The sequence below is a fragment of the Pseudomonas sp. KBW05 genome (genome assembly GCF_003852405.1).
Taxonomy (GTDB): Bacteria; Pseudomonadota; Gammaproteobacteria; order Pseudomonadales; family Pseudomonadaceae; genus Aquipseudomonas.
In genome coordinates, this window is the sequence record NZ_QAJM01000014.1 from 205,788 (window position 1) to 217,918 (window position 12,131).

The window sequence follows — 12,131 nt, forward strand, 5'->3', positions numbered from 1 at the left end:
CTGAAATTCCTGAACTGTTTTCAGCCTTGATGGGCCTGCATGTACTGGCGCAATAGCTGATTAATACGCGTCTGATAGCCAGTACCCTGACCTTTGAACCACTCCAGGACATCCGCATCAAGTCGAATCGTGACGGCTTGTTTTACCGGAACACGTAAATCCGCACGCTTGAAAAAGTCGGCGTCCAACTCAGGAATATCACTGGTATCGATGTCTTCGTCATTCATCTTGGCCAGGCGCTCCCAATCAGTTTTCGATGTTTGCGTCATAATATTTGGCCTCCTTCTTGGTTGCTTTTCGGGCGGAAATGATACGAATCACATCACCACTCCGTTCGGTGTATACGACCACACCCATTAACATTTTGATCCAGCCAATACTGATCCAACGCTCCTCGCCATAATCCACTCGATCATCGCGCAAGGCCAGCATTGGATGCCGAAAGATATCGGGAACGTCATTGAAATCGATGCCGTGCTTAGCAATATTGGCCTCATTCTTGGATTCATCCCATTCAAAAAGCATGGCACATCCTGTATGTACTTTTGTACATACAGGATGTGCTATTTCTTTCTTCCTTAAAAGGGCTACCAGACCACTGGCTTAGTTCTGCCGATACGGCAACGCCGCCCGCGCCTCTTCGGCATACGCCACAATCCCCACCCGTTCACGGTCCAGGAAGTCCTCCACGGCGCTCTTCAATCCCGCATGCCGCAAGTAGTGCCACGACCGCGTAATCACCGGCTCAAACCCGCGAATCAACTTGTGCTCACCCTGTGCGCCAGCATCAAAGCGTTGCACGCCATGGGCGATGGCGTAGTCCATGCCCTGGTAGAAACAGGTTTCAAAGTGCAAGCGGTCGAACTCCGCCAGGCAGCCCCAGTAACGGCCGTAGAAGCTGTCGCCGCCGATCAGGCTGAACGCCATGGCCACCGGCCGTGTGCCTTGCTTGGCCAGCACCACGCGGATCGCCTCGGGCATGCGCTCGGCGAGCAGGCTGAAAAACGCGCGGGTCAGGTACGGCGATTGGCGGCGCACCGCATAGGTATTGGCGTAGCAGGCGTAGACAAAATCCCACTGCGCCTCGCTCAGCTCATGGCCGTGCAACCATTCGAAATCGATGCCCTGCCCGGCCACTTGTTCGCGCTCTTTGCGCATCTGTTTGCGCTTGCGTGAGCTGAGGGCGTCGAGGAAGTCCTGGAAGTCGCGGTAGCCACGGTTCTGCCAGTGAAACTGACAGCCCAGACGCTGCAACCAGCCCGGTTGCTGGGCCAATGCATCATCGGCCAAACCGTCGGTGAAGTTGATATGGGCGCTGGAGAGCCCTTCGATTTCCAGGTAACCCGGCAGGCTTTTGAGCAGTTCAAAACCGTCCTCGACACTCGCCGCCAGCAGGCGTGGCCCGCTGACCGGGCTGAACGGCACGGCGGTGAGCAGCTTGGGATAGTAGTCGATGCCGGCCCGCTCGCAGGCGTCGGCCCAGCCGTGATCGAACACGTACTCGCCATAGGAGTGCCACTTGCGATAACTGGGCAGTGCCGCCACCAGCCGCTCGCCTTCCCAATGCAGCAAATGTTCCGGTTGCCAGCCCGAGTGCGGGCCAACGCTACCGCTGTCTTCCAGCGCACTGAGGAACGCGTGCCGCACAAACGGCTGGGCGTCTGCCACCAGTGCATCCCAGGTCTGTGGGGCGATTTCGGACAGGCTGGTCAGACGTTGCAGCGGCATCGGAATCCTCATTGCTCAGGGGCGTGAAAGCCCCGCGAGTATCGCTTATCGCCGGCCTTCGCACACCCTCGAATCGCCGGACAAGGCTCTAAAGCAATAGTTCCAATCATGAATAATTTGTCATGTAGATGACATCACTTCGCCACTGCTCCGTCATAAACGATCGCGATACTGACGCCTGTTTTTAGAGCGTCTGGTGCTACCAGGCGGCTATTTTTCCGTCCGTCATCGGTCGGTTGTGTCCTGGATGGTTTGCCATCCCTCCTCACTTTCGGAGATTGATATGCGTCTTGCTTCCACTAAAACTGCGGCGATCCTGTGCGGCGGCCTGTTGCTGGCCCTGAGCGTACCGGCCAACGCTGCAGTCGACGCTAAATTGCTCGACATGCTCAAGGCCAACGGCCAGATCACCAATGCCCAGTACAGCGAATTGCAAGCTGAGCTGGCACGGGATCAGAAAGAACAGCAGATCGCACGGCAAGCTCAACAAGAGACCAACGAACAGATCGCGGCCACCGCGAAGAAAACCAACGAACTGAGCAGCTTCGACCAGAAGCTGGCCTGGGCGGCCAAGACTCAATTCAAAGGCGACGTGCGCGTGCGCCAGGAGACCGTCAAGGTCGAAGGCTCGCCAAACAACGGTGGCAAGGACAAGGATCGCCAGCGTCTGCGTGCCCGCCTGGGTGCCTACACCGAGATCAACTCGCAAGTCGACACCGGTATCCGTATCGCCACCGGCAGCAGCGACGACGCCCGTTCCACCAACGTGGACCTGGACGGCTACTTCAACAAGAAAGCGCTGTGGCTGGACCTCGGCTACATCGACTACCACCCTGACCAGATCAAGAACCTGCACGTGATCGGCGGCAAGATGCTGCAACCGTGGGTCAGCATGGGCGACGTGATCTGGGACACCGACGTGAACCCGGAAGGTCTGGCACTGACCTACAAATACCCACTGGGTGGCAGCGCCGAGCTGTTCGGTAGCGCGGGTAACTACAGCCTCAAAGACAACGTCAACGGCGAAGGCGTGCAATTTCGCAACGACATGCGCATGACGTCCGGCCAGTTGGGCGCGCGTTTCGCCGTGACCGACAACCTGAAAGTGACCCTGGGCGGTAGCGTCTACGCGTTCCAGAACGACGAAGACAGTCGCTGCCCGACTGCCGGCTCCACCGCCTGCCTGACCCCACAGGAAACCATCCTGAACACCGTGGCCGGCAATGCCAGCGAATACCGCTTGTATGAAGGCTTCAGCCAGATCGACGTCGGCGGCCTGGCCGTACCGTTGTCGTTCTACGGTCAGTACGTGCAAAACACCAAAGCCACTGAAAGCGACAAGGACACGGCCTGGTTGGTGGGTGCCAAGTCCAAAGTGTTTGGCTTGAACCTGGACTACAACTACCGCGACATCCAGCGTTACGCGGTGGTCGGTGGCTTCACCGACTCGGACTTCGCTGGCGGCGTCACCGGTTCGCGCGGTCACAAGTTCAAGGTCGGCTACGACATCGACAAGAACTTCGCGATCGGTGCCACTTACTTCCTGACCAAGGCCGATTACTCCAGCGCGACAAACTACCGCGATGCCAAGGTCAACACCTTGCAGCTGGACGCAGAAGCCAAGTTCTAAATGTGAGTGCTTGAAGCCTTGGGCCAGGACGGCCCGAGGTGGCTGCAACAGTCTTGCGTGGTTGGATCGGTCCCCATCATCCGTTCGCTCCCGCCACGCGAGCCTGCCTACTCCCCGCCTTTCTGATCCTTGAGCCGCTCGGCAGCCAACTGCTGCGCCAAGGCATCCACATCCCCCACCGGCTCGTCCGGCAGTATTTTCAGCGTGGCCTGCATCAAGCGCATCTGGCGGATAAACCGTCGGCAGTTCGGGCAAAACATCAGGTGATGACGCACCAACAGGCGTTCGCGAAAGGTCAGTTGCCCATCGAGATAGTCACTGGAACGTGCCACTTGTTCTTTACAGGTCAACATTCGCCCGTTTCCTCAAAATGCTCCACCGTGGCGAAGACTTTAAGCCGTGCTCGATGCAGCAGCACACGGACATTGGAGAGTGAGAGCGTCAGAAGATTACAGATCTCTTCCAACTCCAGGCCTTGGCGTTCACGCAATACCAGCACGCTGCTTTGCAACTCCGACAGGCTCAGCAAGGTGTGCTCCAGACAATCGCGCAGTTCATCCTCGGTAAGCAGGGCTTCCGGGGTGTCCTGGTGCCAGGCGTACGGGGCGACGGCCCAGTGGCCATCATCGGGGGTAAAACGATCATCACCAATCGTGCCATGGGGTGACGGCAGATCATCCAGCAGCACTTCGCGACGGTTCTGCTTGTAACGGCCCTTGGCGGCGTTGGCGGTGATGGTCAGCAGCCAGGTCTTGAGGCTGGAGCGTCCTTCGAACTTGGACAAGTTACGGACCACCGACAGCCAGGCGTCCTGGACGATTTCATCGGCATGGCGCTGGCCGACGATGGCATAGGCCACCGCGCGCATGGCGCTCTGGTAGGTGGTGACCAACTCCTTGTAGGCCCGCTGCTCACCCTTGAGCAGGCGTTCAAGCAGGTGCGCGTCGTCGGCTGCTGCCATTGTCTACCTCAATTTCACTTCGAGAATGCGATCAATGTGGGGCCGGGCCTGAAAACTGAATACACCGCCAATCCCCTGTGGGAGCGGGCTTGCTCGCGAAGGCGGTGTGTCTGTACCGAATGCATCAACTGACACACCGCCTTCGCGAGCAAGCCCGCTCCCACATTTTTGACCGCGTACTCCCGACCAATCAGCGTTTGCGCAGGATCACGCTGCCGATCGAATAACCCGCGCCAAACGAGCTGAGCACCGCAACGGAGCCCTTGGCCAGATCATCCTGGTATTTATGGAACGCAATCACCGACCCCGCCGAACTGGTGTTGGCATAAGTATCAAGGATCACCGGCGCCTCTTCCACCGTGGCTTCGCGGCCCAGCAGTTTCTTCACGATCAGGTGGTTCATGCTCAGGTTGGCCTGGTGCAACCAGAAGCGCTTCACGTCCGCCACGTCCAACTGGTTTTCCGCCAGGTGCACGCCGATCAGTTCGGCGACCATCGGGCACACGTCGCGGAAGACTTTGCGGCCTTCCTGCACGAACAGCTTGTCGGGCGCACCGATGCCCTCTTCCGCCGCGCGGTTGAGGAAGCCGAAGTTGTTGCGGATGTTATTGGAGAACTTGGTCAGCAGCTTGGTGCTGACCACGTCGAACTGGTGCTCGGACGTCGCCAGGTCGGCACGCTCCAGGATCACGGCAGTTGCCGCGTCGCCAAAGATGAAGTGGCTGTCACGGTCACGGAAATTCAGGTGGCCGGTGCAGACTTCCGGGTTGACCATCAGGATCGCCCGGGCCTGGCCCAGCGCGATGCTGTTGGCGGCGTTCTGGATGCCGAAGGTGGCCGAGGAACACGCCACATTCATGTCAAAACCGAAACCGGCGATGCCCAGGGCTTCCTGGACTTCGATGGCGATGGCCGGGTAAGCGCGCTGCAAGTTGGAACAGGCGACGATCACACCGTCGATATCGGCAGCCGTCTTGCCGGCACGTTGCAGGGCCTGTTCGGCAGCGCCGACGGCCATCTGGCAGAGCACCGACCATTCGTCATTGCTGCGCTCAGGCAAGCGTGGGGCCATGCGCTTAGGGTCGAGGATGCCTTCCTTGTCCATCACGAAACGGCTCTTGATGCCCGAGGCTTTTTCGATGAAGGCGGCGCTGGATTCAGTCAGCGCCTGTACTTCACCGCGCTCGATGGCGGCGGCGTTGTCGCTGTTGAACTGTTGCGCGTAGGTATTGAAGGACTGCACCAGCTCTTCGTTGGAGATGCTGTTGGCAGGGGTGTACAGGCCAGTGCCGCTGATGACGACGTTATGCACGGTCGTTCCTCTAAATCTGTCAGGCAGAAGATATTGGTACCGTCGTACCAAACTTTAAGTAGTTTTATTCCGCCCGGCGGACATCAAACTGGCATCGCTTTATTCCATCGCGCCGTGGCTGCAGCAGCCAGCCTGTAACGACGATCCCGGCATTTATAGGCGCGAAGTTTGCCACAAACCTAACAATTTGGCGCTATTTCCCAGATAAGCACTGAATTCTCAGAGGCCCCCTGGATCAATTGTGGGAGCGGGCTTGCTCGCGAATGCGGTGTGTCAGTCACCGCATACATAGCTGATATACCGCATTCGCGAGCAAGCCCGCTCCCACATTGGAACTGTTTTGCCTTGGGAACCGAGGCAGGTCTCAGGCCTCGACCAGGCTCCATTGCTTGCTCAAACGCTTGTCGGAAATCGGCACCTTGGTGCCCAACTGCTGACCAAACAACGACACCCGATATTCCTCCAACCACCAGCGATACAGCTCCAGTTGCGGGTCGCGCTTGCCTTCCTGGGCGTGCTTTTTCAGGCGATTCTCGTACTGCGCCCACAAACCCGCCAACTCGCCGCTCCACACCCGGTCCTTTTGCACCTGGCTCGGCAGTTTCTCCAGGCGCAGTTCGATGGCCTTGAGGTAACGCGGCAGTTCCTTGAACCACTGCGCCGGGGTTTCGCGGACAAACCCGGGATACACCAGGTTGCTCAGTTGCAGCTTGATATCGTTCAAGGCCACAGCCTGGGCCAGGTCGATCTTGCCTTTGAAACGCTTTTGCAGCGCGTGCCAGAGCTTCAGCACTTCCAGGGTCAAGCGTGCCAGGCGCTCGGCGTGTTCGGTCCAGCTGCCACGCTTGCGCTCGGCCAAGGCGGCCAAGCCTGCGCCATCGCGGGGCAGGCTGGCTTCGCCTTCCAATACACAGGTGTCGAGGCTGGCCAGCAGGATATCTTCCACCAGGGCGTCGATGCGCCCCAGTTCGCGGTACATCAGCCCCAATTCCGTCAGACCGGGCAATTTGCCCCGCAGGAATTTGGCCGGTTCCGCCAGTTGCTGCATCAGCAAGCGTTGCAAGGCGCGGCGATGTTGGAATTCAGCTTCAGCGGCCGTGGAGAAACGCCCCTCCTTGACCGTGCCGTTTTCTTCCACCAGTGCCGGATAGACCGTCATCGACAGGCCGGCAATCTTCTGTTGCGTCTTCTCGGCGACAGCGGCGAACACCTTGGCTTCCACCGGCTGTTGGCTTTTCGCGGTTTGCGGCACGGCCAACGCCGCCTGGCTGGCTTCGGCGAAACGCGCGGTCAGCTCGGCCAAGTCGCGGCCCTCGCCAAGGAACTTGCCTTGGCCGTCGACCACTTCCAGGTTCATCTTCAGGTGGCTGTCCACCTGCTGCGCCGCCTCGGCCCAGGCTTCATCGCTGACCCGCGCACCGGTCATGCGCAGCAGCTCACGCCCCAGCGCCTGGGGCAGCGAGCCCTGGCCAAATTCGATGCGTTGCAGGGCCGCCTTGACGAAGTCCGGCACCGGCACGAAGTTCTTGCGCAGGGCCTTGGGCAGGTTGCGCACCAGGGCGATGCACTTGGCCTCGATCAGCCCCGGCACCAGCCATTCCAGACGCTCCGGCGGCAACGCCGGCAGCAGCGGTGCGGGCACGCGCAGGGTCACGCCGTCGCGTGGGTGATTGGGTTCGAAGTGGTAACTCAAGGCCAGGGCCAGGTCGCCCAGATGCAGGGTGTCCGGGTAATGCGCAGCGGTGACTTCACTGGCCTCGCGGGCCAGCACGTCTTCTTCGCGCATGATCAGCAACTGCGGGTCTTTCTGGCTGTGGACCTTGTACCAGCTGTCAAAGGTCGCGGTCTGGTGGATCTCCGCCGGCAAGCGCGCGTCATAAAAGGCGTACAGGGTTTCTTCATCGGCGAGAATGTCGCGACGGCGCGCCTTGGCTTCCAGTTCGTCGAGCTGTTCCAGCAGTTGCTGGTTGGCGGTCAGGCACTTGGCCCGCGACTGAATTTCGCCACGCACCAGGCCTTCGCGGATAAACAACTCGCGCGACACCACCGGATCGATCGGTCCGTAATGCACCGGCCGGCGCCCGACCACAATCAGCCCGAACAGGGTGATCTGCTCAAACGCTACCACTTGGCCGCGCTTCTTCTCCCAATGGGGTTCGAAGTGGTTCTTCTTGATCAAGTGCCCGGCCAGCGGCTCGATCCAATCGGCGTCGATCTTGGCGACCATGCGTGCATACAGCTTGGTGGTTTCCACCAATTCTGCGGTCATCAGCCATTGCGGGCGCTTCTTGCCGATGCCCGACGACGGGTGAATCCAGAAGCGTCGCTGGCGCGCACCGAGGTAATCGCCGTCTTCGGTCTTCTGGCCGATCTGGCTGAGCAGGCCGGACAGCACCGCCTTGTGCAGTTTCGCGAAATCCGCCGGTTCTTTATTGACGGTCAACTGCATGTCGCGGCAGATCAGGCTGAGCTGGCGATGGGAGTCGCGCCATTCGCGCAGGCGCAAATAGTTGAGGAAGTTCTTGCGGCACCAGTTACGCAGCGGGCTGGCGGTCAACTCCTGGCGCTGCTCTTCAAAGCCGCGCCATAGATTGACCAGGCCGGCGAAGTCCGAATCCGCGTCTTTCCACTGTGCGTGGGCCTGGTCGGCGGCTTGCTGACGTTCCGGTGGGCGCTCGCGCGGGTCCTGGATCGACATGGCGCTGGCGACGATCAGCACTTCCTGCAAGCTGCCGAGCTTGGCTGCTTCCAGCAGCATGCGGCCCATGCGCGGATCCACCGGCAGGCGCGCCAACTGGCGGCCCAGCGGCGTGAGCTGGCTGTTGCGGTCCACTGCCGAGAGTTCTTGCAGCAGGTTGAAACCGTCGCTGATGGCCTTGCCGTCTGGCGGTTCGATAAACGGGAAGTCGGTAATTTCGCCAAGGCGCAGGTGCAGCATCTGCAAGATCACGGCGGCGAGGTTGGTGCGCAGGATTTCCGGGTCGGTAAATTCCGGGCGGCCGATAAAGTCTTCTTCGCTGTACAAGCGGATGCAGATCCCCGGCTCGACCCGGCCACAGCGGCCTTTACGCTGGTTGGCGCTGGCCTGGGAAATCGCCTCGATAGGCAGGCGCTGCACCTTGGCGCGGTAGCTGTAGCGGCTGATGCGCGCGGTGCCGCTGTCGATCACATAACGAATGCCCGGCACGGTCAGCGAGGTTTCTGCGACGTTGGTCGCCAGCACCACGCGCCGGCCCGGATGGGACTGGAAAATCCGCTGCTGCTCGGCCGGCGACAGGCGTGCGTACAGCGGCAGGATTTCGGTGTGCTTGAGCTGGGCCTTGCGCAGCATCTCGGCGGCGTCGCGAATCTCGCGCTCGCCGGGCAAGAACACCAGCACGTCGCCAGGGCTGCGCCGCTCGCTACGCTCGTAGGCGGCGATTTCATCGAGGGTGGCGAGGATCGCCTGGTCGACAGTCAGGTCGTCCTCGACGCGGTTGCCCTCCTCGTCCTGCTCCAGGGTCAGCGGGCGATACCAGGTGTCTACCGGGAAGGTGCGGCCCGACACTTCGACAATCGGCGCATCGTCGAAGTGCTTGGAGAAGCGCTCCAGGTCGATGGTCGCCGAGGTGATGATGACTTTCAGGTCCGGGCGACGGGGCAACAGGGTTTTCAGGTAACCCAGCAGGAAGTCGATGTTCAGGCTGCGTTCGTGGGCTTCGTCGACGATGATCGTGTCGTAACGTTCCAGGTAGCGGTCGTTCTGGGTTTCCGCCAGCAGGATGCCGTCCGTCATCAGCTTGATCAGGGTGTTGGAGTCGCTCTGGTCTTCAAAGCGCACCTGATAGCCGACCAACGCGCCCAATGGCGTGGCCAACTCTTCGGCAACCCGGCTGGCGACGCTGCGCGCAGCGATCCGGCGCGGCTGGGTGTGGCCGATCAGGCCGAATTGACCGCGACCGATCTCCAGGCAGATCTTCGGCAACTGCGTGGTTTTACCCGAGCCGGTCTCACCGGCAATGATCAGCACCTGATGCTTGTTCAGCGCTTCTTTGATTTCATCGCGTTTGGCGGCAATCGGCAGGCTGTCGTCGTAACGAATCACCGGCAGGCTGGCGCGGCGCGCCGTGACCTGGGCACAGGACGCCTGCATGCGCGCGACCCACTGCGCCAACTTGTCCTCGTCGGGTTTCTTGCGCAGCTCCAGCAACTGCCGACGCAAGCGGTGGCGGTCGGCGAGCATGGCGTGATCGAGGGTTTTGAGCAGTTGGTCGATAGTGGGCGCTTGGTCAGTCATCAGGTACTTGACGGTTATCTATATAGGCACGGCCGGCAAGTGTGGCAGAAAAGCGGCTCGTCTGGCAGGCGCCTGAGCGGCATCAGCGGTAAACCACGAGCAAATGTGGGAGCGGGCTTGCTCGCGAATGCGGTGGGTCAGTCAACAGATGTATTGGCTGACACTCCGCATTCGCGAGCAAGCCCGCTCCCACAGGGGGTCGGCGTCAAACTGGATCCTTGCGCCGGTACGGGAACACATCGATAACCTTGCCCGCGCGAATCGCATCCTGCAGGCCTTTCCAGTAGTCGGCGTTGTACAGCTCGCCGTGGAGTTCATCGAACAGTTTGCGCTGGCCGGCATCGGCGAACAGGAACGGCGGGAACTCTTCGGGGAACACATCCAGCGGGCCGATGGAGTACCAGGGCTCGGAGGCCATTTCGTCCTCCGGGGTGCGCGGTGCGGGGATATGGCGGAAGTTGGCTTCGGTGAGAAAGCAGATTTCGTCGTAGTCGTAGAACACCACGCGGCCGTGGCGGGTGACGCCGAAGTTTTTCAGCAGCATGTCGCCGGGGAAGATATTCGCCGCCGCCAGTTGCTTGATGGCCAGGCCGTAGTCTTCGAGGGCTTCGCGTACCTGGGCGGGGTTGGCGTTTTCCAGGTAGAGGTTGAGCGGGGTCATGCGCCGCTCGGTCCAGCAGTGGCGGATGAGCACCGTGTCGCCTTCGACTTCGACGGTGCCGGCGGCGACCTCCAGCAGTTCGGCCAGGCACTCGGGTTCGAATTTGCTGAGGGGAAAACGGAAGTCGGCGAATTCCTGGGTGTCGGCCATGCGCCCGACCCGATCAACACTTTTGACCAGGCGGTACTTCTCGATCACCGTGGCGCGGTTGACGTTTTTCGACGGTGAAAAGCGGTCCTTGATGATCTTGAACACGGTGTTGAAGCCCGGCAGCGTGAACACGCTCATGACCATGCCGCGCACGCCGGGGGCCATGATGAACTGATCGTCGGTGGTCGCCAGGTGATTGATAAGCGCGCGGTAGAACTCCGACTTGCCGTGTTTGTAGAAGCCGATGGAGGTGTACAACTCGGCAATGTGCTTGCCCGGCAGGATGCGCCGCAGAAAGCCGATGAACTCCGCCGGTACCGGCACATCGACCATGAAGTAGGAGCGGGTAAACGAAAAGATGATCGACACATCGGCTTCGTCGGTGATCAGCGCATCGATCTGGATGCCCTGCCCTTCGCGGTGCAGCAGCGGGATCACCAGAGGCCATTGTTCGTCGCGGGTGTAGATGCGTCCTACGAGGTAGGCGCCTTTATTACGGTAGAGCACCGAGGAAAACAGCTCGACCTTGAGGTCCGGGTCTTTGCATACCCAGTCCGGCAGGTTCTCGCGCAATTGGGGTTCAAGGCGGCGCAGGTCGGCGGGCAAGTCGGCGTAGGGCTCGCTGAAGCGATAGTCGGCGAAGATTTGCGCCAGCATCGCGGCGATATTGCCCGCGGGTGCGTAAGTGCGCGTTTGCGCCGCGCGCGCCCGGCGCAGGCTGGGCCGGGTGGTGTGGATGAACATGCAGCCGTCGCTGATCAGGTCATGGCTGAACAGGCCGCAGAAGATCGAGTTGTACCAGGTCTCGGACAGTTCATCGTCAAAGCGCAGGTCGATCAGGCCGATGTAGGCGCTTTTCACCAGGGGCCACAGGTCGATGTCCAGCAACTCGCCCTCGGCGAAGCTCGCGTGTAGGCGCGTAGTCACTTCGCTGACCTTCTCTTCATACAGGTTGATCCGCGCCGCCGACGCCGCCTGCCCCTGCTGCCACTGGGCCTTTTCGAAACGCTCGCGGGCGCCATCGGTGATCTGGCGAAAATGCTCGCGGTAATCGTCGAAGCCATCAAGGATCATCCGGGCGATGGCGAGGGCGGGCGTGGATGGCGACATGCGGGAAACCTCTGCGGGTATCTGGAAGACCTGAGCTTAGCCAGTGTAGGAAGGCAGGAGAAGGACGATTTTTCCCGGCGCGTTGTACAACTTTGTTAAATTCGTACATTTATTTTCATTTTTTTAATTCGACCAATCGGTCAAAAAACGCACCAAAAAGTCGCCGGGTCTTTTCTCCGCACGCCTGCAACGGCGCAGCCTGGCGCTGCGCGGGTGAAAAACCCGGCAACGCAATGGCCGCCAGCGCAATGTAACCGTCTTGATACACCGTAAGGGAAACCCTGATTACCTCGTTAGTGGCAC

At 60.4% G+C, this 12,131-nt stretch carries 10 protein-coding genes; 1 reads left to right on the forward strand and 9 read right to left on the reverse strand.

Annotated features, from left to right (window positions below; all coding sequences use genetic code 11):
- Positions 1-20 precede the first annotated feature (20 nt).
- The 3 genes from DBR46_RS13515 to DBR46_RS13525 form a co-directional block, all read right to left on the reverse strand.
- Positions 21-269 carry a BrnA antitoxin family protein gene (locus DBR46_RS13515; protein WP_026136614.1) on the reverse strand — a complete coding sequence of 83 codons (249 nt, stop codon included), beginning with the start codon at positions 267-269 and terminating at the stop codon, positions 21-23.
- Positions 247-525, reverse strand: a complete 279-nt coding sequence (locus DBR46_RS13520; protein WP_124526593.1) for a BrnT family toxin — start codon at positions 523-525, stop codon at positions 247-249. Before DBR46_RS13520 ends, DBR46_RS13515 begins: the two co-directional genes overlap by 23 nt.
- 78 nt (positions 526-603) lie before the next feature.
- A complete protein-coding gene (locus DBR46_RS13525; protein WP_124526594.1) occupies positions 604-1,728 on the reverse strand; it encodes a GNAT family N-acetyltransferase in 1,125 nt (374 codons plus the stop codon).
- A gap of 283 nt (positions 1,729-2,011) precedes the next feature.
- Here DBR46_RS13525 and DBR46_RS13530 point away from each other — a divergent pair, with 283 nt between their 5' ends.
- Positions 2,012-3,358, forward strand: a complete 1,347-nt coding sequence (locus DBR46_RS13530; protein WP_124526595.1) for a putative porin — start codon at positions 2,012-2,014, stop codon at positions 3,356-3,358.
- Positions 3,359-3,465: 107 nt separating this feature from the next.
- On the opposite strand, the gene DBR46_RS13535 is transcribed toward DBR46_RS13530, so the two are convergent.
- From DBR46_RS13535 to DBR46_RS30215, 6 genes are all read right to left on the reverse strand, one after another.
- Entirely contained in the window at positions 3,466-3,711 is a 246-nt protein-coding gene (locus tag DBR46_RS13535) for an anti-sigma factor (protein WP_017735354.1), read from the reverse strand.
- Positions 3,705-4,319: an RNA polymerase sigma factor gene (locus DBR46_RS13540; RefSeq protein ID WP_124526596.1), complete on the reverse strand. Its 615-nt coding sequence runs from the start codon at positions 4,317-4,319 to the stop codon at positions 3,705-3,707. The genes DBR46_RS13535 and DBR46_RS13540 overlap by 7 nt, the downstream gene beginning before the upstream one ends.
- Before the next feature lie 190 nt (positions 4,320-4,509).
- Positions 4,510-5,631, reverse strand: coding sequence for a beta-ketoacyl-ACP synthase III (locus DBR46_RS13545; RefSeq protein ID WP_124526597.1), 1,122 nt, complete (start codon positions 5,629-5,631; stop codon positions 4,510-4,512).
- Between the two features lie 364 nt (positions 5,632-5,995).
- On the reverse strand, positions 5,996-9,907 hold the full coding sequence (gene hrpA, locus DBR46_RS13550) for an ATP-dependent RNA helicase HrpA (protein WP_124526598.1): 3,912 nt from the start codon (positions 9,905-9,907) through the stop codon (positions 5,996-5,998).
- A gap of 205 nt (positions 9,908-10,112) precedes the next feature.
- Positions 10,113-11,828 (reverse strand): bifunctional isocitrate dehydrogenase kinase/phosphatase, encoded by a 1,716-nt coding sequence (aceK, locus tag DBR46_RS13560; RefSeq protein ID WP_124526599.1) that lies wholly within the window; start codon positions 11,826-11,828, stop codon positions 10,113-10,115.
- 115 nt (positions 11,829-11,943) lie between these two features.
- Complete coding sequence (locus tag DBR46_RS30215) at positions 11,944-12,096, reverse strand: hypothetical protein (RefSeq protein ID WP_158619153.1); 153 nt, start codon at positions 12,094-12,096, stop codon at positions 11,944-11,946.
- Positions 12,097-12,131: the final 35 nt, after the last annotated feature.

Excerpts from the sequence above, each read along its gene's own strand:
- aceK (WP_124526599.1), bottom strand. The coding sequence starts at position 11,828 with ATGTCGCCATCCACGCCCGCCCTCGCCATCGCCCGGATGATCCTTGAT.
- DBR46_RS13540 (WP_124526596.1), bottom strand. The coding sequence starts at position 4,319 with ATGGCAGCAGCCGACGACGCGCACCTGCTTGAACGCCTGCTCAAGGGT.
- DBR46_RS13520 (WP_124526593.1), bottom strand. The coding sequence starts at position 525 with ATGCTTTTTGAATGGGATGAATCCAAGAATGAGGCCAATATTGCTAAG.
- DBR46_RS13530 (WP_124526595.1), top strand. The coding sequence starts at position 2,012 with ATGCGTCTTGCTTCCACTAAAACTGCGGCGATCCTGTGCGGCGGCCTG.
- DBR46_RS13515 (WP_026136614.1), bottom strand. The coding sequence starts at position 269 with ATGACGCAAACATCGAAAACTGATTGGGAGCGCCTGGCCAAGATGAAT.
- DBR46_RS13525 (WP_124526594.1), bottom strand. The coding sequence starts at position 1,728 with ATGCCGCTGCAACGTCTGACCAGCCTGTCCGAAATCGCCCCACAGACC.
- hrpA (WP_124526598.1), bottom strand. The coding sequence starts at position 9,907 with ATGACTGACCAAGCGCCCACTATCGACCAACTGCTCAAAACCCTCGAT.
- DBR46_RS13535 (WP_017735354.1), bottom strand. The coding sequence starts at position 3,711 with ATGTTGACCTGTAAAGAACAAGTGGCACGTTCCAGTGACTATCTCGAT.